Here is a 20,454-nt window from a genome sequence, read left to right on the forward strand (position 1 = left end):
ATCGCGGGTTGGAGCGTGTTCCATTTCTGCCGCGTTTTTCGCAAGACCACCGGCACCAGCGCGCACCAATACCTGCTGGAACAACGCCTGCAACATGCCCAACGCCTGCTCTGGGCCAACCACAACGGCGCCGGCAAGCCCATGAGCATGCTGGACATCGCGCTGGCCTGCGGCTTTCAAACGCCCAGCCATTTCTCGGCCTGCTTCAAACGCCACACCGGTCAAACGCCGATGCAATGGCAGACCGCCCAGCGCGATGCCGCCTGCGGTGCAAACGGGTTTTCCACAGGCTAGGCGCAGCAAGTTTGCAGCAAACACGGGAGTGCAACAGCAAGAATCAGACAGACCTTGCGGCCGCGCGCACCAAAGATGGAGGTCCACCCACAGCCGCCGCGCGCCATGCCGTCCACCCTCCACCTCATCTCCGTTCGCCGCCGCCGTCTTTTGCTCGCTTTGTCGGCGGTGCCCTTGCCTTGGCTGGCGCACGCCGCTCCCAGCAAAGACGCCATCGTCGTCGGGCAGTCGGCGCCACTGAGCGGCGCCATGGCACCCTTCATGGCCGAGGTACTGACCGGGCAACGGGTGGCGTTCAGCGATTTCAACCAAGCGGGGGGACTGGACGGGCGCCCGATAGAACTGACGATCCTGGACGACGGCTTCAACCCGCAGAAGACCCTGGAGAACGCCAAAACCCTGGTCGAACAGCACAAGGCCATCGCCCTCATGGGAACGGTGGGCACGGCACAAACGGCGGCCGTGCTGCCCTACATTGTGGAAAAGCGCGTGCCGCTCATTTCGGCCTACACCGGTAGCCCGGCGCTGCGGATCCAAGCCAACCCCTACTTCTTCACCACGCAGGCAAGCTACGCCGACGAAATCGGCAAGATGGTGCGCAACCTGGTCACGATCCAGTGCAACCGGATCGCGGTGGTGTACCAAGACAACGAGTTCGGACAGCTACTCAAGCCACTGGTCGAAAAAATGATCGTCGCCGGCGGTGCCACCGTGGCGGCCTCACACGCGCTGGAAGCCAAGTCCGGCGCCGATGCCGTGGAGGTGACGAAAAAACTGGCCGAGGCCCGCCCGCAAGGCATCATCATGATCGCAGCGGGACCGCCGGTGGTTGCCTACATCAAGGCCAACAAGGCCTTGCTCGGTGTACCGGTCTATACCTTTTCGCTCTCGGTCGGCGTTGCCATCGTCAAGGCGCTGGGCAACGACGCGCGCGGTCTGGCGGCCACCCGGGCCACACCCTATCCCTGGCGTGCCACCAACCCGCTGGCGCGGCGCTTCCAGGCCGCCATGGAGCGGGCGGGCAAGCCCATCGACTACGACCACTACGTGGGCTATATCAACGCCCAAGTGGTGATCGAAGGGCTGCGCGCCGCAGGCAAGGACCCCAGCTCGGCCAGCCTGCGCAACGCCATGGAAAACCTGGGGCGCCTGGATCTGGGCGGCTACGTGCTCAACTACAGCCCCGAGAACCACCACGGCTCGAATTTCGTCGAGATCACCGTGGTGGGCCAGGACGGCCAGTTCCTGCGCTGAAGCCTCTCCCGCGCACGGCCTTGGTCGGCCGAAGAGTCAGCTCAGCGTGACGCGCGCAAAGCGGCGCTTGCCGACCTGCAGCACGTAGGTGCCCGCATCCAGCTTGAGCCCTTTGTCGCTGATCACGGTGGAATCCACCCGCACCCCGCCACCCTCGATCAGGCGGTTGGCCTCGCTGGACGAAGGCGCCAGACCGGCCGCTTTCAGCAAAGCGCCGATGCCCATGGGGGCGCCCGCCAGACCCAGCTCGGGTATCTCGTCGGGCACGCCGCCTTTGCTGCGGTTGATGAAGTCCTGCTCGGCGGCGTCGGCCGCAGCGGCGCCGTGGAAGCGGGCCGTGATTTCCTTGGCCAGCGCCACCTTGGCGTCTTTCGGGTTGCGCCCGCCTGCGACTTCGGTCTTCAGCGCCTCGATCGCCGCCATCGACTGGAAAGACAACAGCGTGTACCAACGCCACATCAAGGTGTCCGAGATCGACAACACCTTGGCGAACATGGTGTTGGGCGCTTCGCTGATGCCAATGTAGTTGTTCTTGGACTTGGACATCTTCTCCACACCGTCCAGGCCTTCGAGCAGCGGCATGGTCAGGATGCACTGCGCCTCCTGCCCGTACTCTTGCTGCAGGTGCCGCCCCATCAGCAGGTTGAACTTCTGGTCCGTGCCGCCCAGTTCCAGATCGGCCTTCAAGGCCACCGAGTCGTAGCCCTGCATCAGCGGGTACAGAAACTCGTGCACGGCAATGGGCGTGCCGGCCTTGAAGCGGTCGTGGAAATCGTTGCGCTCCATCATGCGCGCCACCGTGTAACGGGAGGCCAGCTGGATCAGGCCGGTCGCGCCCAGCGGCTCGCTCCACTCCGAGTTGTAGCGGATCTCGGTTTTTTCCGGGTCCAGCACCATGCTGGCCTGGCGGTAGTAGGTCTCGGCGTTGACCTTGATCTGCTCCGGGGTGAGAGGCGGGCGGGTGTTGTTGCGCCCGGACGGGTCGCCGATCAGGCTGGTGAAGTCGCCGATCAGAAAAATCACTTGGTGACCAAGGTCCTGCAATTGCCGCATCTTGTTCAACACCACGGTGTGGCCGATGTGGATATCGGGCGCCGTCGGATCCAGTCCGAGCTTGATGCGCAACGGCGTGCCCATTTTTTCAGAATGTGACAATTTTTTGACCCAGGCCTCCTGAGGTAACAATTCTTCGCACCCCCGCAGCGTCACAGCCAAGGCGTGCCGCACGCCGTCTGTCCAGTCACCACCCGAATCACCGCCGGGAAGAGCACTTTTGGTTTCGTTTTTTAAAGATGTCATACGGGTTTCTTCAGATGCGCGGCTTTTGCGCTTGGATATACTTTTGGGTTGTCTTGGTCGATTTTAGTTGGCGTGCTTTTTGCACGTATCCACACGGGGTTCTTGCCGTCATGCCGCACATGACCGGAACTTTGTGTGAACCAAGTCTCTCCAACACCCTTTTTTGCGTTGTCCGACCCCCGCCCCGCGTCCGACAGCCATCCACAGAATGGCCTTTTCATGACCCGCTTGCTCCAGACACTGGCCGAAGGATTCCACCAACAATTACAAAGCATAGGCCGCCACCCCCGTCGGGTGATCGGAGGCATTGGCGTCTTGCTGCTCGGCACCGGTGTCACCGCCTTCGGTATCGCCCCTCTCGCACCCGATGCCGCCGACCTCCCGGTCCAGCAAGTCATCGAGTCGCTGAACACCGACCCCTTGATCGGCGACCTGCTCCCAGCCACGCCGCTGACGCTGTTCAGCAGCGACACCGTGCGCCGCGACGACACCGCGCAGAGCCTGTTGCAGCGCCTGGGTGTGCGCGATTCCAAAGCCATGGACTTCGTGCGCAAGAACGACTTGGCCCGCCAACTGTTCTCGGGCCGCAGCGGCAAACTGGTCACGGTCGAAACCAACGACCGCTTTGAACTCCAGCGCCTGAGCGCCCGCTGGCTGAACAAGGACGAACAAGGCTTCAGCCGGCTCGTCATCGAAACCTCGCCCCAGGGCCGGCTGAGCGCCCGCATCGAAACCGGCGAACTCACGGCCTCCAGCCGCATTTCCAGCGGCGTCATCAAAAGCTCGCTGTTCGCCGCAACCGACGAAGTCAACCTGCCCGACAGCGTGGCCGTGCAACTCGCCGAAATGTTCTCCTCCGACATCGACTTCCGGCGCGACCTGCGCCAAGGCGACCGCTTCAGCGTGGTCTACGAAAGCCTGGAGGCCGATGGCGAAACCATGCGCCCAGGCCGCGTCCTGAGCGCCGAATTCGTCAACAAGGGCCGCGAGTACAAGTCGGTCTGGTTTGAAGCACCGGGCCAAAAAGGCGCGTACTTTGGGTTTGACGGGCAGAGCACCCGCAAGTCGTTCCTCGCGTCGCCCCTGGAATTCACCCGCGTCAGCAGCGGCTACGGCATGCGCTTTCACCCCATTTCGGGCAAGAACAAAGCCCACCTGGGGGTGGACTACGCGGCGACCACCGGCACACCGGTGCGCACCATCGGCGACGGCGTGGTTGAGTTTGCGGGCGTGCAGCGCGGCTACGGCAACGTGATCTACATCCAGCACCGCGATCAGAAGACCACGGTGTATGCACACCTGAGCCGCATCCAGGTCCGCAAAGGCCAAAAGGTCGAACAAGGCGATTTGATCGGCAATGTGGGCTCCACCGGCGCCTCCACAGGCCCGCACCTGCACCTGGAGTTCCGCGACCACGGTCTGCACCAGGATCCGCTGGAGATCGCCCGCCAGAGCGAAAATATCCCGGTCAACCCGGCATTGCGCGCCCAGTTTGACGCAGTGGCGCTGGTACAGCGTCAGCAACTTGATGCGGCGGCCACCATCCAGCAGGCCAGCGCCCAGTAAGAGCACCAAACAGGCGGACAACAAAAAAGGGAGCTGACGCTCCCTTTTTTTCGCCCCGACCCGATTCCGGTCTGGGGCCTCGCAGTCTCTAATTCGATCAGGTGCTGAAGCTGGAGCCGCAACCGCAAGTGCTGGTGGCATTGGGGTTCTTGATCACGAACTGCGCGCCTTCCAAATCTTCCTTGTAGTCGATCTCTGCGCCCACCAGATACTGGTAGCTCATGGCATCGATCAACAAGGACACGCCATTCTTGGTCATGGTGGTGTCGTCTTCGTTGACCACTTCATCAAAAGTGAAGCCGTACTGGAAGCCCGAACAACCGCCACCCTGCACGAACACGCGCAGCTTCAGGTCGGGGTTGCCTTCTTCGGCCACCAGGTCGGCCACCTTGGCCGCCGCACTGTCCGTGAAGACCAGTGGAGCGGGCATTTCGGTCTGGATGTTTTCAGCCAATGCGCTCATGATTTACCTCTTGCATATGTCGTGGCGGCGTGACCGCACACAAAAAATTCGGGGATGAAGCCTGCTTCACCCAAGCACTGTGCACATGGTATAGCAATTTGCTCGGGTATGCCTTCAGCCGTTGTTTGACGCCAATTTCAGTGCGGGTTTATCTTCTTCCGCATTGCCCGTCATGGGCTTGAGCTGACCGGAGATGGTGGCACCTTGGTGCATTTCCAGCGCCTTGTACGACACATCGCCTTCGATGCGCGCCTTGGGCTGCAATTCCAGCAGATCAAAGGCAAACACCGGCCCCTTGACCGTGCCGTTGATGATCACGTGATCGGCATGGATCTGGCCGGTCACACTGGCCGACTCGCTCACCACCAGAATGCTGGGTTGTTCGTCGGTGGCCTTGATGTTGCCCACCACATCACCATCGATGCGGATACCGTCGTCGAAGGTCACATTGCCGTCGATGCGGGTGCCCAAGGCAATCAGGCTTTTGATGGGAGGGTGCTTCTTTTTGCCAAACATGACGGGTCTCCTGACGTTTGGGGAGGTGGCTAGAGCTTGAGGACTTGCACCGATTTCACGGCGCCGCCCTGCAAGAGGCGAGCAGTCATGGTTTTTACCACGGCTCGCGGCGGAACGGCCAGCATTCCCTCCAGACGGAGGTAACTCCTGATGACCACCGGTTGCGGGCTCGCCGCCTGGCTTTGTGTCCAGGGCTTGCCGTCCAGCACGCCCGCAAAAACAATGTCCAGCGTGCCCTTGAACTCGGGTGCGTTCTTGGACGCCTGGATCAACAACACCTGCCACTTGAACTGGGCCTCGCTCAGGCGCTCGGCCTGCAAACCCCTGATGCTCAGGGCATCGTTGCCAGAACCCGGAATCAGGCGCTCAAAAAAGCCCAGATCGCTGCGCAGTGCCTGGTTGTCGGTTTCCAGCTGCCGAATCTGCAACGCCAGTTGTTCCTGCGCCGCGCGCTCGGCGGTGAACAAGCTGTCCGACGTGTTGGCCACCATCTGCGCCTGGGCCAGATCGGAGCGCAAGTCGGCCACCTCTTTGCGCAATTGCACCAACTCTTGCTTGGCGTTGCGGTCCAGGCCCGCAATGTCTTTGCCAAATTCGAAGGCCCAAAGGGCGATCGCACCGGAAAAACCCAGCACCAGAGCGCCCAGCAGCCAGCGCAAAGGCCAGGACAAGGCGTTGCGAACAGACACCCTGGGCGCGCTGACCGTCAGTCTTCTCTTGAGTAGCCGCAGCCGCATTCAATGCTTCCTCAAATCGTGGTCTCTGGGTAGCCCCAAAAGCAAAAACCGCCCCAAGTTTGAACTTGTGGGCGGCTTTTGTTTTGCAGGAGCCAGGCGTTTTAGCGCTTGCTGAACTGCTTGGCGCGTCGTGCAGAACGCAGACCCACCTTTTTACGCTCAACTTCACGGGCGTCGCGGGTCACGAAACCGGCTTGCGACAGTTCGGGCTTGAGCGTTGCGTCGTAATCGATCAGAGCGCGGGTGATGCCGTGGCGCACCGCACCGGCTTGGCCGGATTCACCGCCGCCGTGCACATTGACCATCACGTCGAAGGTTTCGGCGTGGTTGGTCAGCAACAGCGGCTGCTTGGCGATCATGATCGAGGTTTCGCGGCCAAAGTAGGACTGGATGTCCTTGCCGTTCACCACGATCTGGCCGGAGCCTTTTTTCAGAAACACGCGGGCAACGCTGGATTTGCGTCGGCCGGTGCCATTGTTCCATTCACCAATCATCTCAAGGCTCCTTTAGAGTTCCAGCACTTGCGGCTGTTGGGCGGTGTGCGGATGCTCTGCACCGCCGTACACCTTGAGCTTCTTGATCATGGCGTAGCCGAGCGGACCCTTGGGCAGCATGCCCTTGACGGCCTTTTCGAGTGCGCGGCCGGGGTGCTTGGCCTGCATGTCGCGGAAGGTGGTGCCATAGATACCGCCGGGGTAACCCGAGTGGCGGTAGTAGACCTTGTCGAGGGCTTTGGTGCCCGTGACGCGGATCTTGGCGGCGTTGATGATGACGATGAAATCACCGGTATCGACGTGAGGCGTATAAATGGCCTTGTGTTTGCCGCGCAAACGGAGAGCAACTTCACTGGCTACTCGTCCGAGGACCTTGTCGGTCGCGTCAATCACAAACCACTCGTGCGTCACGTCAGCTGCTTTTGCGCTGAACGTTTTGGTCATGAGTTTCTCTGTCAAGAGGGGTTTGGCGGCTCTTTTCCACGGTCGGTGTTTCTCTGCTGGAAACCTCTTAGGTGGGGTTACAGCCGTCAAGTTACCCTGTCGGCCGCCTTCGTCGCGGAGCCTAGCTAATCGCTGCGAAGCCTTGGATTGTACGAAATTTCCGCCCACCTGCGCAAGTTTTCCTAGTCCGGCCACCCAAACCGCTAACATCAAGCCATGTTCAGTTACCGACACGCCTACCACGCAGGCAACCACGCCGATGTGCTCAAGCACATCACGCTCATCGCCACGCTGCAACACCTGATGCAGAAAGACGCGGGACTGACCCTGATCGACACCCACGCCGGCGTGGGCCTGTACCGGCTGGATGGCGACTTTACGGAAACCGGCGGGGAAGCCCGCGACGGGGTGGTGAAGTTGCTGGCCAAGCTGTTACCAGCGGAAAAGGCGGCGGCAACCGCGCCGTTGGTGGTTGCGCCGGCCATCCAGGCCTATCTGGACTTGATTGCCAGCTACAACCCCTCGGGCCTGTTGCGTGTCTACCCCGGGTCGCCTTTTGTGCTGCACCATTTGCTGCGCGCGGAGTCGCGCGACAAGCTCAAGTTGTTCGAATTGCACCCCACCGACAGCCGCGTGCTCTCGGCCAACATCGCCCAACTCGAAGCGGGACGCCAGATCGCCGTGGCGCGCCAGGATGGTTTTGAAAGCCTCAAGACCTTGTTGCCGCCCCCGCCTTCGGCCACCGGTTCGCGCCGCGCGGCGGTGTTGATCGACCCCAGCTACGAAGTGAAAACCGATTACGGAAAAGTGAGCGCCTGCATACAGGAGAACCTCAAGCGGTTCGCCACCGGCACTTACATGGTCTGGTACCCGGTGATTCCCCGACCCGAAGCGCACGACCTGCCGCGCCGCCTGAAAACCCTGGCCACCCAGGCGAAAAGGCCTTGGTTGCACGCCACCTTGGCGATCGGGCAAGACCCTAGCCACGGCATCGGCGACCGGCCCGGCCTGACCGCCAGCGGCATGTTCGTCATCAACCCGCCGCACACGCTCAAAGGTGCGCTCCAGGCCGCACTGCCGCAGCTGCTGGAGATCCTGGGGCGCGGCAAAGGGCAAGCCCAGTCGCTGGACACCGGCGGCTGAGGCGGCAGCTTTGGGCGGGAAACCGCCCTGGGACAAACCCCGAGGCACACACCGCCAATTAGCCGACCGCACGGTCGGCTAATTGGCTATACTGCCTTCTGCGCCACCTTCATGCAGGCGCAGGAGGCAGCTATGTACACACAATCTTTCATCGTCGAGGATGGCGCCGGCAAACCCGGTGCGGCCAACCTGAAGGCCGTGACCCACCCCGCCAGCGAGGCCGAAGCGGCTCTGCAGCAGCGCTTCGATGCCACCATCGACGCCGACGGCAAGATCGAGCCGCGCGACTGGATGCCCGAGGCCTACCGCAAAACCTTGGTGCGCCAGATCAGCCAGCACGCCCACAGCGAGATCGTGGGCATGCTGCCCGAGGGCAACTGGATTTCGCGCGCCCCCAGCCTCAAACGCAAAGCCATCCTGATCGCCAAGGTGCAAGACGAGGCCGGCCACGGCCTGTATTTGTACAGCGCGGCCGAAACCCTGGGCACCAGCCGCGACCAGATGTTCGACGGCCTGCATTCGGGCAAGGCCAAGTACAGCTCCATCTTCAACTACCCCACGCTGACCTGGGCCGATGTGGGCGTGATCGGCTGGCTGGTGGACGGCGCGGCGATCATGAACCAGATCCCGCTGTGCCGCTGCTCCTACGGGCCCTACGCCCGCGCCATGATCCGCGTGTGCAAAGAAGAAAGCTTCCACCAGCGCCAGGGTTTTGAGGCTTTGCTGGTGATGATGACCCAGGGCACGGCGGCGCAAAAGGCCATGGTGCAGGACGCGGTGAACCGCTGGTGGTGGAAGTGCCTGGCCATGTTCGGCCCGCCCGACGCCGACAGCCCCAACAGCGCCGAAGGCAAGCGCTTCGGCATCAAACGCATCTCCAACGACGACCTGCGGCAAAAATTCGTGGACGCCACCGTGCCACAAGCCCAGGTGCTCGGTGTGACCCTGCCCGACCCGGACTTGAAGTGGAACGAAGCCCGCGGCCACCACGACTACGGCCAGATCGACTGGGACGAGTTCTGGGCCACGGTCAACGGCCACGGCCCTTGCAACCAGGAACGTCTGGCCACCCGCGTCAAGGCCTGGAACGACGGCCAATGGGTGCGCGACGCCGCCCTGGCACACGCCCGCAAACAAAAAGACCGCGCCATGAAGGAGGCAGCATGAGCAAGACCCCAACCACCACCACCCCCGCACCGGCCTTGAACGAATGGCCGCTCTGGGAAGTTTTTGTGCGCAGCAAACAAGGCATTGAGCACAAACACTGCGGCAGCCTGCATGCCAGCGACGCCCAGCACGCCTTGCAGATGGCGCGCGATGTGTATACCCGCCGCCAGGAGGGCGTGAGCATCTGGGTCGTGCCCTCGCACACCATCACGGCCAGCGAGCCGCACGACAAGGCCGAGTTCTTCGATCCGGCCAGCGACAAGATCTACCGCCACCCCACGTTTTACGACATCCCCGACGAAGTGGGGCACATGTGATGGCGGCCCCCGTTTCCAGCGCCCAGGCGCCGGTGGACTACCTGCTGCACCTGGCCGACAACGCGCTCGTGCTGGGTCAACGCAACGCCGAGTGGTGCGGGCATGGGCCGATCCTGGAAGAAGACCTGGCGATGTCGAACAACAGCCTGGACCTGATCGGCCAGGCGCGCATGCTGTACCAGTACGCCGCCGAACGCCTGGGCGGCGACGCCACCGAAGACAGCCTGGCGTACTTCCGCGAAGCCTCGCAGTTCCGCAACTACACCTTGCTGGAGCTGCCGCATGCACCGCCACTGGCGGGCACCGCGGCCGGCGACCGCGACTACGCCACCACCACTGTGCGCAATTTTCTCTACAGCGCCTTCATGGCCCTGGTGTGGGAGCAGCTGCAAAGCGGGCACGACGCCCGACTGGCCGCCATCGCCGCCAAATCCTTCAAAGAGGTGCGCTACCACCTGCGGCACGCGCGCGACTGGCTGCTGCGCATGGGCGACGGCACCGACGACTCCCATGCCCGCGCGCAGGCCGCGCTCAACCACCTGCTGCCCTACACCCGCGAGTTCTGGTCGCCCAGCGCAGCCGAATCCAGCGCTCTGCAGGCGGGCACGGGCGTGGACCTGCCCACGCTGCAAACGGCGTGGAACACCATCGTCGACCAGGCGCTGCAAGAGGCCACGTTGCAGCGCACCACCCCCCAGGGCTATGTGACCGAGGGCAAGCACGGGCGGCATTCGGAACACCTGGGCTTTTTGCTGGCCGAGATGCAAAGCCTGGCGCGGGCGCACCCGCAGGCGGTGTGGTGAAACCATGAGCACCGACACCACCACGGTGGATAGGCTGCAGCGGGTGTGGGATGCGCTGGACACGCTGACCGACCCCGAGATTCCGGTGGTCAGCCTGCGTGCGCTCGGCATTCTGCGCGAGCTGCGAGAAGCTGCAGACGGCATGCTCGAAGTGGTCATCACGCCCACCTACAGCGGCTGCCCCGCCATGGGACAGATCGAAGACGACGTGCGCGCCAAGCTGGCCGAACTGGGCGTGTCGGCACGCGTGTTCACCCAGCTCGCCCCCGCCTGGACCACCGACTGGATGACCGACGAGGCGCGGGAGCAACTGCGCCGCTATGGCATCGCGCCGCCCCAATGTGGCCGCACCGACGCCACCACCAGCGTGGTCTCGTTTGCCGCCCAGGCAGGCCAGCCGTTGACCGTGCCCTGCCCCCAATGTGCGTCGACCCACACCACCGAGGTGTCGCACTTCGGCTCCACCGCCTGCAAGGCCCAATACCGCTGCCTGGATTGCCTGGAGCCGTTCGACTATTTCAAATCCATTTAGACACCCCCGCGCCGCTTCCCTGAAAAGAGACACTTCATGAGCACAGCCCCCCGTTTTCACGATCTCACCATTGCGCGCGTCAACCCCGAAGCGGCGGGTGCGGTGGCCATCGCGCTGCAGATCCCCGAACCGTTACGCGAGCGCTTTGCGTTTCAGCCGGGGCAGTTCCTCACGCTGCGCGCACAGATCAACGGCCAAGACGTGCGGCGCAGCTATTCGATCTGCAGCACCCGCAGCCGACTGGAAAACCGGCACGAGTTGGAGGTGGGTATACGGCCCATGGAAGGCGGTGTCTTTTCCAACTGGGCCAGCACGGCGCTGAAGGCGGGTGACACGCTCGCCGTGATGCCGCCCGACGGGCGATTTGTTTCGAAAAAACCCCGTGCGTTGCACCGCGTGGGCTTTGCTGCGGGCTCGGGCATCACCCCCATTCTGTCGATTCTGACCAGCACGCTGGAAGACCAGCCCGAATCGAAATTCACCCTGGTCTACGGCAACCGCCGCATGGACAGCGTGATGTTCAACGAAGCGCTGCAAGACCTGAAAGACCGTTACCCGAGCCGCCTGACCTTGATCCATGTCTTGTCGCGGCAGGCGCAAGAAGTGGACTTGCTGCAAGGCCGCATAGACGGCGACAAGGTGCGCGCCCTCATCGACACCTTGTTGCCGGTGGGCAGCATGGACGAGGTGTTCATCTGCGGCCCCGAGCCCATGATCGAAGCCACAGAAGCGGCCCTGCTCGAGGCCGGCGTGCGGCCCGATCGCGTGCACACCGAGCGCTTCACCTCGCCCACGTTGGAGGCGCTCACACCCGCCCAACGCCTGGCCGCCACAGAAAGCCACAAGGTTTCGGCCCTGAAGGGTTCGGTCGCCCTCACCGTGGTGTTGGACGGCAAGCCCCACGAGCTGCGCATGAACCGCGAAGACCGCGTGCTCGATGTGGCCCTGGCCGCCGGGCTGGACCTGCCCTATTCGTGCCGGGGTGGTGTGTGCTGCACCTGCCGCGCCAAGCTGATGCAAGGCAGCGTGCTCATGGACAAGAACTTCACGCTGGAACCCTGGGAAACCGAACAAGGCTTTGTGCTGAGCTGCCAGGCCCGCCCTACCAGCGACCAGGTGGTGGTGAGCTACGACGAGCGTTGAACAGGCGCGGACCACCGCTGCGCCGGTGGTTCGAACCGGCCGCCGGAAAATGCAACAAATTGTCTCAGCACGGCTATGATCGGCGGCCATGAGCCGCCCCCCACCTCGCCACAGCCCCGTCTTTGCACCCGCCCGTTGGGGCCGCCATACGGTTTTCTGGCTGGTGGCGCTGGTCTGGCTGGCCGGTTGTGCCGGGCTGCCGACCGATCCCGAACACGAAGAAGCCCAGCTCAACGCATCGGGCTGGGCGCAAGCCAACGTTCTGCCCGTGACCGACACCCAGGCGCGCTGGCGCCACCGCCGCATCGCCAACCGCCCACCCTCGCGGTACATGCCGGATCGCCACGCGGGGCGCGCGGCGCTGCACGCACACAGCGAGAGCGGTGACAGCCTGGTGCGACTGGCGCTGCAGGCCGAAAATCCGCAACTCGGGCAGCTGCGCTTTTCCTGGTTTGTCGACGCGCTCAATCCCGACGCCGACCTGCGCGACCGCGAGCTCGACGACGCCGTGGTGCGGGTGATCTTGCAGTTCTCGGGCGATCGCAGCCACTTTTCCCAGCGCGACCACATGCTGTCGGAACTGATGCAACTGGTCACCGGCGAACCACTGCCCTACGCGACGCTGATCTACGTCTGGGACCACAACCTGCCCGTGGGCACAGTGCTGCCCCACCCGCGCAGCCAGCGCATCAAACTGATGGTGCTGGAATCCGGCGAAGCCCGGCTCGGCCAATGGGTGGACTTTGAGCGCGACGTCGCCGCCGATTACCGCCACGCCTTTGGCCTGGCACCCGAGGGGCTTCGGGGCATTGCGCTCATGACCGACAGCAACAACACCGGCCGCACCAGCCGCGCCTGGTACGGGCCGCTGCACTGGCGCCATGCCCCGGAAACCTCGGCCCTGCGCTGAACGGCGACCCACAGCGCTGACCAGCGCAAAACAAAAGGCCCGCAACCAGCGGGCCTTTTGTTGACTGGTTGGCGTTGCGTGTCAGACCGCAGCCAGTGCCTGCTCCAGGTCGGCGATCAGGTCGTCGATGTGTTCGATGCCGATGGACAGGCGCACCATGTCTTCCCGCACACCCGCCCTGGCCAACTCTTGTGCATTGAGCTGGCGGTGCGTGGTGGACGCCGGATGGCAGGCCAGCGACTTGGCGTCGCCGATGTTGACCAGGCGCGTGAACAGCTGCAAGGCATCCTGGAACTGGGCGCCGGCTTTCAAGGCATCGGCCGATTTCAAACCGAAGCTGATGATCCCGGACGCCCGGCCACCCAGGTACTTTTGCACCAGGGCGTGGTCGTTGTGGTCGCTCAGGCCGGCGTAGTTCACCCACTCCACCTTGGGGTGGGTGTTGAGGTATTGCGCCACGCTCACCGCGTTCTCGCAGATGCGGTCCATGCGCAGGGCCAGCGTTTCAATGCCCTGCAGAATCTGGAACGCGTTCATGGGTGAGAGCGCGGCACCCATGTTGCGCAGCGGCACCACGCGGGCGCGGCCAATATAGGCCGCCGCACCCAGCGCCTCGGTGTAGACCACGCCGTGGTAGCTCACATCGGGTTCGTTCAGGCGTTTGAAGCGCGCCTTGTGCTCGGCCCAAGGGAACTTGCCGCTGTCGACGATGGCACCGCCGATGGTGGTGCCGTGGCCGCCCAGGTATTTGGTGAGCGAGTGCACCACGATGTCGGCACCGTGTTCGAACGGGCGGCACAGGTAAGGGCTGGTCACCGTGTTGTCCACGATCAGCGGCACGCCACCGGCGTGTGCCACCTTGGCCAGCGCGCCGATATCGGTCACATTGCCCAGCGGGTTGCCCACCGATTCGCAATAGATGGCCTTGGTGCGCGCGTCGATCAGGTCGGCGAACGAAGCGGGATCGCTGGCGTCGGCGAAACGCACCTCGATGCCTTGCTGCGGAAAGGTGTGGGCGAACAGGTTGTAGGTGCCGCCGTAGAGCGTGGAGGTCGAGATGATGTTGTCGCCGGCTTCGGCAATGGTCTGGATGGCTGCGGTGATCGCCGCCATGCCCGAGGCCATGGCCAGCGCGCCGATGCCCCCCTCCATCGCCGCCAGACGCGCCTCCAGCACGGCGTTGGTCGGGTTCATGATGCGGCTGTAGATATTGCCCGCCACCTTGAGGTCGAACAGATCGGCACCGTGTTGCGTGTCGTCGAACGCGTAGGCCACCGTCTGGTAAATCGGCACCGCCACCGACTTGGTGGTGGGATCGGGGGTGTAGCCACCGTGAACGGCCAAGGTTTCGATTTTCATGGAGTCTCCTTATAGGGGTGAAAAAACGGAAAAATGCGCAGCGGTTTTCATTCTGGCAGCAACTGCACGCGGCCCACGCCGCGCTTGTGCATGCCCAGTGCCAACGCGGCGGCAGCGCTGAGATCGATGACGCGGCCTTTGGCAAAAGGGCCACGGTCGTTGATGCGCACCACCACTTCGCGCCCGGTGCGCAGGCTGCGCACGCGCAAGCGGGTGCCAAACGGCAAGGTCTTGTGGGCCGCCGTCATCTCGTTCATGTCGAAGCGTTCACCACTGGCGGTGCGGCGCCCGTGGAAACGTTTGCCGTACCAGGAGGCCAGGCCTTGCTCCAGCACGGTCTGGGCATCGCTTTCTGCCGTGGTGTCGGGCACCGGTTCGGCTGGATCGCGAAGCAGGTCCGGGCGCGCGGCCGAAGCGGGTTCTGCGGCGCTGGGCGGTTTGGGTGCAGAAGGGGCACGCGGCACCGGCGCTGGGCCGGGCGCCACGGCGGCGGGAGGCTGCGCCACAGGCGGTGCCGGAACCTGCGGGCCGTCCGGCGTCTGGCGGATCGCACAGCCCGCCAGCGCCACCGCTACACACCAGACCAGCAGGCACCGCGTACCCCCGCCCGCGTTGAACAAGGTGAGCGCGAGCGCGCGGGTGGGCGGATGTGGCACGGCGTGTCCTCCGGTGGTTGGGCGGTCCCTGGAACTTACCGCAAGCCCAGCCGGTTCACGATCTCCAGCGTCGCCACGCTCTGGTTCATGGTGTAGAAGTGCAGCCCCGGCGCGCCGCCCTGGCCCAGGCGCTCGCACAGCGCGGTGATCACGTCCAGGCCAAAGGCCTTGATCGAGGCGGTGTCGTCGCCATAGGCCTGCAGGCGCATGCGGATCCAGCGCGGGATCTCGGCGCCACAGGCGTCGGAAAACCGCATCAGCTGGGTTGAGCTGGTGATGGGCATGATGCCCGGCACCACCGGCACTGCCGACACATCGACGCCCGCGTGCTGCAAATCGTCCAGGTAGCGGAAGTAGGCGTCGGCATTGAAGAAGTATTGCGTGATGCCCGAGTTGGCCCCGGCTTTCACCTTGGCCGCAAACGCCTCCAGATCGGACAGCGGCGACTTGGCCTGCGGGTGCGTCTCGGGGTAGGCCGCGACCTCGATGTGGAAACGATCGCCGGTCTCAGCCCGCACGAAAGCCACCAGATCGCTGGCGTAGCGGAACTCGCCGCCCACACCGTAACCACTGGGCAGATCGCCACGCAGCGCCACGATGCGCCGGATGTCCGCCGCCGTGTAGGCCGCGAGCCGCTCGCGGATGCTCTCGCGCGACTGGCCAATGCAGCTCAGATGCGGGGCCGCCGCGCAGCCTTCGACCATGATCTCGCTCACCGCCTGCAAGGTGCCATCTTGCGTGGAGCCACCGGCACCAAAAGTGACCGAGCAGAACTCGGGTTTGAGCGCATACAGCTGCTGGCGCACCGCGCGCAGCTTGACCGCGCCTTCGGGCGTCTTGGTCGGGAAAAATTCCAGGCTGATCGGAAGATCCATGCTGCTCTCCAGATATCAAGGCTTGTTGGCGAACACAAAAAATTCGCGGCTGCCGTCACCACCGGTGATGGCACTTTCAAAATACGCTTGCAGTTCCACACCATTGTCCTGGCACGACTGCGCAATACGTGCACGCACCAGCTCGTAACTGGCGGCGTCGCGCACCAGGCCGCCTTTGCCGATGTGCTCGGGCTGCAATTCAAACTGCGGCTTGACCAGCATCAGCATCCGCCCGCCGGGTTTGAGCAAGGGCAGCAGGGCCGGCCAGACCAGGGTTTGCGAGATGAAAGACAGGTCGCCCACGATCAGGTCAAAGCCCGCCGCACCGCCACCCGCGGCATCGAGCGCCTCGGCCGTGAGTTCGCGCGCATTGCATTTTTCGATGCAGACCACGCGGGTATCGGCACGCAGCTGCGGATGCAACTGGCCTTGGCCCACGTCCACACCCACCACCGCCGCAGCGCCCTTCTGCAACAAACAATCGGTGAAACCACCGCTGCTCTGCCCCACGTCCAGGCAACGTTGCCCGGTCACGTCCAGCCCCACCTTGGCCAGCGCGGCTTCCAGCTTGAGCCCGCCACGCGACACATAACGCGACTCGGCGCTGTCCAACAGCTCCAGCTCCACCGTGTCGCGCAGTTCCTCGCCGTTCTTGCCCACGGTTTTCCAGTCGCCCGGCAACAAGCGCCAGCGCACGCCAGCGGCGACCAGGCGTTGCGCCTGAGAGCGCGAAGCGGCCAGGCCACGTTCGACGAGAAGTTGATCAGCACGCATATTGAGGGGAACCAGGAAAGAGCAAGCAAGAAAGGAGAACAAATCGGCAACGGGAACTCAACGAGCGGCCCGCAGGCCGCCCGAACCCAGGGCGCCGCCGATCCGGCTTGGCCGGTCGGCCAGCGCCGCCCCCTGGGGGGTGACGCCGAACTTAGTACCGATAGGTATCGGGCTTGTAAGGGCCGGTCTTGGCCACGCCGATGTAGGCGGCCTGCTCGTCGGTCAGTTCGGTCAGCATGGCGCCGACTTTCTTCAGGTGCAGACGCGCCACTTTTTCATCGAGGTGCTTGGGCAACACGTAGACCTTGCCGACTTCGTAAGCCTCGGGCCGGGTGAACAGCTCAATTTGGGCGATGGTCTGGTTGGCGAACGAGGCGCTCATCACGAAGCTGGGGTGGCCGGTGCCGCAGCCCAGGTTCACCAGGCGGCCTTTGGCCAGCAAGATGATCTTCTTGCCGTCGGGGAAGATGATGTGGTCCACCTGGGGCTTGATCTCTTCCCACTGGTATTTTTCCAGCGAAGCGACTTCGATCTCGTTGTCGAAGTGGCCGATGTTGCAGACGATGGCCTGGTCTTTCATCGCGGCCATGTGCTCGTGGCGGATCACACCTTTGTTGCCGGTGGTGGTCACGAAAATATCGGCCTTGTCGGCGGCGTATTCCATGGTGACGACCTTGTAGCCTTCCATGGCGGCCTGCAGCGCGTTGATCGGGTCGATCTCGGTCACCCACACCTGGGCGCTCAAGGCGCGCAGGGCTTGTGCCGAGCCTTTGCCCACGTCGCCATAACCGGCCACGCAAGCCACCTTGCCAGCGATCATCACGTCGGTGGCGCGCTTGATGCCGTCCACCAGCGACTCGCGGCAACCGTACAGGTTGTCGAACTTGCTCTTGGTCACCGAGTCGTTCACGTTGATCGCGCGGAACATCAGCGAGCCCTTGGCGCTCATCTCGTTCAGGCGGTGCACACCGGTGGTGGTTTCTTCGGTCACGCCAATGATGTGGGCGCTCTTGCGGCTGTACCAGGTCGGGTCTTGCGCCAGCTTGGCCTTGATGGCGGCGAACATGATGATTTCTTCTTCGCTGCCCGGCTTGTCCAGCACCGAGATGTCTTTTTCGGCGCGCTTGCCCAGGTGCATCAGCACGGTGGCATCGCCGCCATCGTCGAGGATCATGTTGGGGCCTTCGCCTTCGGTGTTGGCGGGGCCGAAGTCAAAAATGCTGTGGGTGTAGTTCCAGTAGTCGGTCAGGGACTCGCCCTTGACCGCAAACACCGGCGTGCCGGTGGCGGCGATGGCTGCAGCGGCATGGTCTTGCGTGGAGAAAATGTTGCACGAAGCCCAGCGCACGGTAGCGCCCAGGGCTTGCAGGGTCTCGATCAGCACGGCCGTCTGGATGGTCATGTGCAGCGAGCCGGTGATGCGCGCGCCTTTGAGCGACTGCTGGGGTGCGAACTCTTCGCGAATGGCCATGAGACCGGGCATTTCGGTCTCGGCGATTTTGATTTCTTTGCGGCCCCAATCGGCCAGGCCGATATCGGCGATGACACAGTCGGCGTTGGCGGTGGTGTTGATGCGTGCGTTCATGGATGCGCTCCAGTTAGTTGTACAAACCACTGGACGGCAGGCAAAAAAAAGCCCATCGCACGTCAAGTGGATGAGCGTCGTTGCATGGATGATCCGAGCCTCACGCCCCGCGCTGACAGTGTGTCAGGGGTGCGCTGCAACGCTCCTCGGAAGCCGCTATTCTAATGCAGGTTGGCTTTTTTTGCCACGCCACAACCGCTCGGCTGCGTGCCGCATTGCATGAATCCTCTCTCCCAATGGCCGCTGGCGGCGCGCGCGCGCATTGCCGGCGTGCTGACCGATATCGACGACACCCTGACCACCGACGGCGTGCTCGCGCCCAGCACGCGCCAGGCCTTGTGCGACCTGCAAGCCGCCGGCCGGCCCGTGTTCGCCATCACCGGTAGACCGGCCGGCCGCTGTGAAACCTATGCCCTGGACTGGCCGGTGCAGGCCATCGTCGCGGAAAGCGGCGCCGTCGCCCTGTGGCGCGGCAACGGCGGGGCGCTGCAAAAAAGCTACCTGCAAGACGGCCCAACCCGCCAAGCCCACTTCACCCGGCTGCAGGTGGTGGCGCAAACGGTGCTGGCGCAGGTGCCGAACGCCCGCCTGGCCACCGACCACGCCGGGCGCGAGACCGATATCGCCATCGACCACAGCGAACACCACCACCTCGACGCCACCGACATCGAACGGGTGGTGGCACTGATGCGCGCGAATGGGCTGAACGCCACGGTGAGCTCCATCCACATCAACGGCTGGCTGGGCGGACACGACAAGTTCCAGGGCGCGCGCTGGATCGTGCGCGAACAACTGGGCCGCGACCTCGACGCCGAGCGCGAGCACTGGGTCTGCGTGGGCGATTCGGCCAACGATGTGCGCCTGTTTGAACAACTGCCGCACAGCGTGGGCGTGGCCAACATCGCCAGCGTGATCGAGCAGCTCGCGCACCGGCCCCGCTATGTGACCCTGGGTGCGCGTGGCGACGGTTTTGCCGAAGTGGCCCAGGCCGTGCTGCAGGCCCGCCGACCCGCAATGCCCTCCCCATGAGCGAACACCCGCTGCCGCCGGAAGCGACCGGCATCGCCACTGGCGAGACGACGGACGCGACACCCGCCCCCATGCAGCCGCAGGCGCGGATAGGCCTGATGGCGATTTTTGGCTCCACCTTCTTCGAGCTGGTGGGCTATTTCATGCTCACCCCCTTTCTGCTGCTGCGGCTCAAAGACGGTGGTGAGTCCACCGCCATGGCCGGCCTGTTTGCGGCCAGCGGCTGGCTGGGCGTGTTCCTCATGACGCCCTTCGCCTCGGCCGTCACCCAGGCGCTGGGGCGCCGGCCCACGCTGTGGCTGGCCGGCCTGGTGCCGGCGCTGGCCACAGCGGGCTTCTTGTTCACGCCGCTGCTCGGCTGGTGGTTTGTGTTCAACCTCGTGTCCGGCATGGCGGCGGGTTTGCGCTGGGTGCTGGCCGAAGCCGTGGTGGCGGAATTCGCGCCACCCCAGCAGCGCGGGCGCTTCATTGGCATCTTTGAAACCATGGTCGGCACCACCTTCGTCATCGGCCCTGCGCTGCTGGCCTGGGTGGGCATGCAAAGCAACGCCGCACTGTGGCTGGCGCTGGGCCTGACCGGCGCCGGTGTGTGCTGGAGCCTGTGCATTCCGCGCCTGCCCTCGGCACCCGATGCCCACAGCGCCAAGGTGGGTTTGGCGGGTGTGTGGCACGCCCTGCTGGCCCACCCCATCGTCATGGGCGTGGGCTTTGTGGGCGGCTTTTTTGAAAGCGGACTCACGTCGATCTTGCCGCTCTACGGCCTGGCGCTGGGCCTGGGGGCCGCTGCGGCCGCCCTGCTGGTGTCGGCCAGCGGCCTGGGCAGCGCGCTCATGATGTTGCCCGCCGGGGTGCTCGCCGACCGCCTGGCCCAACACCCGCAGCAGCGCTATGGCGACGGCCGCGCCACACGCCACCTGATCATGCGTGCCTGCGCCCTGATCACACTGCTGGCTACAATGGTCATTCCCTTCGTGGCGGGCCTGCCCTGGCTGGCCGCACCGGTGGCCTTTCTCTGGGGCGGTGCCGGTGGCTGCCTCTACACCATGGCCATGATCGACATCGGCTCGCGCGAAGCGGGCATCACCCTGGTCAAC

23 protein-coding genes and 1 riboswitch are annotated in these 20,454 nt (G+C 64.1%); of the genes, 12 read left to right on the forward strand and 11 right to left on the reverse strand.

Features of this window, described 5'->3' with window-relative positions; genetic code table 11:
- Together ABYB95_RS02800 and ABYB95_RS02805 are read left to right on the forward strand one after the other, a co-directional pair.
- A partial coding sequence (locus ABYB95_RS02800; protein WP_372656910.1) for a helix-turn-helix transcriptional regulator occupies positions 1-294 on the forward strand: 294 nt, incomplete at its 5' end.
- 105 nt (positions 295-399) lie between these two features.
- The gene (locus tag ABYB95_RS02805) at positions 400-1,548 is read left to right on the forward strand and encodes an ABC transporter substrate-binding protein (RefSeq protein WP_372656911.1); all 1,149 of its coding nucleotides are present in this window, start codon (positions 400-402) and stop codon (positions 1,546-1,548) included.
- Positions 1,549-1,584: 36 nt separating this feature from the next.
- Here the strand turns inward: ABYB95_RS02805 and tyrS are convergent, their stop codons facing one another.
- Positions 1,585-2,847, reverse strand: coding sequence for a tyrosine--tRNA ligase (gene tyrS / locus ABYB95_RS02810; RefSeq protein ID WP_372656912.1), 1,263 nt, complete (start codon positions 2,845-2,847; stop codon positions 1,585-1,587).
- A gap of 219 nt (positions 2,848-3,066) precedes the next feature.
- Between tyrS and ABYB95_RS02815 the strand changes: the two genes are divergently transcribed.
- Positions 3,067-4,413 (forward strand): peptidoglycan DD-metalloendopeptidase family protein, encoded by a 1,347-nt coding sequence (locus tag ABYB95_RS02815; RefSeq protein WP_372656913.1) that lies wholly within the window; start codon positions 3,067-3,069, stop codon positions 4,411-4,413.
- A 97-nt stretch (positions 4,414-4,510) separates the two neighbouring features.
- On the opposite strand, the gene erpA is transcribed toward ABYB95_RS02815, so the two are convergent.
- From erpA to rplM, 5 genes are all read right to left on the reverse strand, one after another.
- Entirely contained in the window at positions 4,511-4,876 is a 366-nt protein-coding gene (gene erpA, locus ABYB95_RS02820) for an iron-sulfur cluster insertion protein ErpA (RefSeq protein ID WP_372656914.1), read from the reverse strand.
- 114 nt (positions 4,877-4,990) lie between these two features.
- Positions 4,991-5,392 carry a polymer-forming cytoskeletal protein gene (locus tag ABYB95_RS02825; RefSeq protein WP_372656915.1) on the reverse strand — a complete coding sequence of 134 codons (402 nt, stop codon included), beginning with the start codon at positions 5,390-5,392 and terminating at the stop codon, positions 4,991-4,993.
- Positions 5,393-5,421: 29 nt separating this feature from the next.
- Positions 5,422-6,129, reverse strand: a complete 708-nt coding sequence (locus tag ABYB95_RS02830; protein ID WP_372656916.1) for a DUF6776 family protein — start codon at positions 6,127-6,129, stop codon at positions 5,422-5,424.
- A gap of 101 nt (positions 6,130-6,230) precedes the next feature.
- Positions 6,231-6,623, reverse strand: a complete 393-nt coding sequence (gene rpsI / locus ABYB95_RS02835) for a 30S ribosomal protein S9 (RefSeq protein ID WP_226490057.1) — start codon at positions 6,621-6,623, stop codon at positions 6,231-6,233.
- A gap of 12 nt (positions 6,624-6,635) precedes the next feature.
- Positions 6,636-7,067, reverse strand: coding sequence for a 50S ribosomal protein L13 (gene rplM / locus ABYB95_RS02840; RefSeq protein WP_372656917.1), 432 nt, complete (start codon positions 7,065-7,067; stop codon positions 6,636-6,638).
- Positions 7,068-7,283: 216 nt separating this feature from the next.
- Here rplM and ABYB95_RS02845 point away from each other — a divergent pair, with 216 nt between their 5' ends.
- From ABYB95_RS02845 to ABYB95_RS02875, 7 genes are all read left to right on the forward strand, one after another.
- On the forward strand, positions 7,284-8,210 hold the full coding sequence (locus tag ABYB95_RS02845) for a 23S rRNA (adenine(2030)-N(6))-methyltransferase RlmJ (RefSeq protein WP_372656918.1): 927 nt from the start codon (positions 7,284-7,286) through the stop codon (positions 8,208-8,210).
- 132 nt (positions 8,211-8,342) lie between these two features.
- On the forward strand, positions 8,343-9,377 hold the full coding sequence (gene paaA / locus ABYB95_RS02850) for a 1,2-phenylacetyl-CoA epoxidase subunit PaaA (protein ID WP_372656919.1): 1,035 nt from the start codon (positions 8,343-8,345) through the stop codon (positions 9,375-9,377).
- Complete coding sequence (gene paaB, locus ABYB95_RS02855) at positions 9,374-9,694, forward strand: 1,2-phenylacetyl-CoA epoxidase subunit PaaB (protein ID WP_372656920.1); 321 nt, start codon at positions 9,374-9,376, stop codon at positions 9,692-9,694. Before paaA ends, paaB begins: the two co-directional genes overlap by 4 nt.
- A complete protein-coding gene (gene paaC / locus ABYB95_RS02860; protein WP_372656921.1) occupies positions 9,694-10,497 on the forward strand; it encodes a 1,2-phenylacetyl-CoA epoxidase subunit PaaC in 804 nt (267 codons plus the stop codon). Before paaB ends, paaC begins: the two co-directional genes overlap by 1 nt.
- 4 nt (positions 10,498-10,501) lie before the next feature.
- Positions 10,502-11,029: a 1,2-phenylacetyl-CoA epoxidase subunit PaaD gene (paaD, locus tag ABYB95_RS02865; RefSeq protein ID WP_372656922.1), complete on the forward strand. Its 528-nt coding sequence runs from the start codon at positions 10,502-10,504 to the stop codon at positions 11,027-11,029.
- Between the two features lie 36 nt (positions 11,030-11,065).
- Positions 11,066-12,172, forward strand: a complete 1,107-nt coding sequence (paaE, locus tag ABYB95_RS02870; protein ID WP_372656923.1) for a 1,2-phenylacetyl-CoA epoxidase subunit PaaE — start codon at positions 11,066-11,068, stop codon at positions 12,170-12,172.
- An 88-nt stretch (positions 12,173-12,260) separates the two neighbouring features.
- A complete protein-coding gene (locus ABYB95_RS02875; protein WP_372656924.1) occupies positions 12,261-13,082 on the forward strand; it encodes a DUF3047 domain-containing protein in 822 nt (273 codons plus the stop codon).
- A gap of 81 nt (positions 13,083-13,163) precedes the next feature.
- Here ABYB95_RS02875 and ABYB95_RS02880 read toward each other — a convergent pair whose 3' ends face one another.
- The 5 genes from ABYB95_RS02880 to ahcY form a co-directional block, all read right to left on the reverse strand.
- Positions 13,164-14,441 carry an O-acetylhomoserine aminocarboxypropyltransferase/cysteine synthase family protein gene (locus tag ABYB95_RS02880; protein WP_372656925.1) on the reverse strand — a complete coding sequence of 426 codons (1,278 nt, stop codon included), beginning with the start codon at positions 14,439-14,441 and terminating at the stop codon, positions 13,164-13,166.
- Between the two features lie 47 nt (positions 14,442-14,488).
- A complete protein-coding gene (locus ABYB95_RS02885) occupies positions 14,489-15,097 on the reverse strand; it encodes a septal ring lytic transglycosylase RlpA family protein (protein WP_372656926.1) in 609 nt (202 codons plus the stop codon).
- A gap of 35 nt (positions 15,098-15,132) precedes the next feature.
- Positions 15,133-15,972 (reverse strand): methylenetetrahydrofolate reductase [NAD(P)H], encoded by an 840-nt coding sequence (gene metF, locus ABYB95_RS02890; RefSeq protein WP_372656927.1) that lies wholly within the window; start codon positions 15,970-15,972, stop codon positions 15,133-15,135.
- 15 nt (positions 15,973-15,987) lie between these two features.
- The gene (locus ABYB95_RS02895) at positions 15,988-16,746 is read right to left on the reverse strand and encodes a TlyA family RNA methyltransferase (RefSeq protein ID WP_372656929.1); all 759 of its coding nucleotides are present in this window, start codon (positions 16,744-16,746) and stop codon (positions 15,988-15,990) included.
- A 151-nt stretch (positions 16,747-16,897) separates the two neighbouring features.
- Positions 16,898-18,331 carry an adenosylhomocysteinase gene (ahcY, locus tag ABYB95_RS02900; protein WP_372656930.1) on the reverse strand — a complete coding sequence of 478 codons (1,434 nt, stop codon included), beginning with the start codon at positions 18,329-18,331 and terminating at the stop codon, positions 16,898-16,900.
- Between the two features lie 65 nt (positions 18,332-18,396).
- A riboswitch (S-adenosyl-L-homocysteine riboswitch) is annotated at positions 18,397-18,485 on the reverse strand.
- Positions 18,486-18,550: 65 nt separating this feature from the next.
- On the opposite strand from ahcY, the gene ABYB95_RS02905 reads away from it, so the two are divergent.
- Both ABYB95_RS02905 and ABYB95_RS02910 read left to right on the forward strand, forming a co-directional pair.
- Complete coding sequence (locus ABYB95_RS02905; protein ID WP_372656931.1) at positions 18,551-19,360, forward strand: HAD-IIB family hydrolase; 810 nt, start codon at positions 18,551-18,553, stop codon at positions 19,358-19,360.
- A partial coding sequence (locus tag ABYB95_RS02910) for an MFS transporter (protein ID WP_372656932.1) occupies positions 19,357-20,454 on the forward strand: 1,098 nt, incomplete at its 3' end. The genes ABYB95_RS02905 and ABYB95_RS02910, both read left to right, overlap by 4 nt.

This window comes from Hydrogenophaga sp., from assembly GCF_041633695.1.
GTDB lineage: Bacteria > Pseudomonadota > Gammaproteobacteria > Burkholderiales > Burkholderiaceae_C > Hydrogenophaga.

Bases quoted from the DNA above. Each gene is read 5' to 3' on its own strand.
- ABYB95_RS02805 (WP_372656911.1), top strand. From the start codon at position 400: ATGCCGTCCACCCTCCACCTCATCTCCGTTCGCCGCCGCCGTCTTTTG.
- tyrS (WP_372656912.1), bottom strand. From the start codon at position 2,847: ATGACATCTTTAAAAAACGAAACCAAAAGTGCTCTTCCCGGCGGTGAT.
- ABYB95_RS02815 (WP_372656913.1), top strand. From the start codon at position 3,067: ATGACCCGCTTGCTCCAGACACTGGCCGAAGGATTCCACCAACAATTA.
- erpA (WP_372656914.1), bottom strand. From the start codon at position 4,876: ATGAGCGCATTGGCTGAAAACATCCAGACCGAAATGCCCGCTCCACTG.
- ABYB95_RS02825 (WP_372656915.1), bottom strand. From the start codon at position 5,392: ATGTTTGGCAAAAAGAAGCACCCTCCCATCAAAAGCCTGATTGCCTTG.
- ABYB95_RS02830 (WP_372656916.1), bottom strand. From the start codon at position 6,129: ATGCGGCTGCGGCTACTCAAGAGAAGACTGACGGTCAGCGCGCCCAGG.
- rpsI (WP_226490057.1), bottom strand. From the start codon at position 6,623: ATGATTGGTGAATGGAACAATGGCACCGGCCGACGCAAATCCAGCGTT.
- rplM (WP_372656917.1), bottom strand. From the start codon at position 7,067: ATGACCAAAACGTTCAGCGCAAAAGCAGCTGACGTGACGCACGAGTGG.
- ABYB95_RS02845 (WP_372656918.1), top strand. From the start codon at position 7,284: ATGTTCAGTTACCGACACGCCTACCACGCAGGCAACCACGCCGATGTG.
- paaA (WP_372656919.1), top strand. From the start codon at position 8,343: ATGTACACACAATCTTTCATCGTCGAGGATGGCGCCGGCAAACCCGGT.
- paaB (WP_372656920.1), top strand. From the start codon at position 9,374: ATGAGCAAGACCCCAACCACCACCACCCCCGCACCGGCCTTGAACGAA.
- paaC (WP_372656921.1), top strand. From the start codon at position 9,694: ATGGCGGCCCCCGTTTCCAGCGCCCAGGCGCCGGTGGACTACCTGCTG.
- paaD (WP_372656922.1), top strand. From the start codon at position 10,502: ATGAGCACCGACACCACCACGGTGGATAGGCTGCAGCGGGTGTGGGAT.
- paaE (WP_372656923.1), top strand. From the start codon at position 11,066: ATGAGCACAGCCCCCCGTTTTCACGATCTCACCATTGCGCGCGTCAAC.
- ABYB95_RS02875 (WP_372656924.1), top strand. From the start codon at position 12,261: ATGAGCCGCCCCCCACCTCGCCACAGCCCCGTCTTTGCACCCGCCCGT.
- ABYB95_RS02880 (WP_372656925.1), bottom strand. From the start codon at position 14,441: ATGAAAATCGAAACCTTGGCCGTTCACGGTGGCTACACCCCCGATCCC.
- metF (WP_372656927.1), bottom strand. From the start codon at position 15,972: ATGGATCTTCCGATCAGCCTGGAATTTTTCCCGACCAAGACGCCCGAA.
- ABYB95_RS02895 (WP_372656929.1), bottom strand. From the start codon at position 16,746: ATGCGTGCTGATCAACTTCTCGTCGAACGTGGCCTGGCCGCTTCGCGC.
- ahcY (WP_372656930.1), bottom strand. From the start codon at position 18,331: ATGAACGCACGCATCAACACCACCGCCAACGCCGACTGTGTCATCGCC.
- ABYB95_RS02905 (WP_372656931.1), top strand. From the start codon at position 18,551: ATGAATCCTCTCTCCCAATGGCCGCTGGCGGCGCGCGCGCGCATTGCC.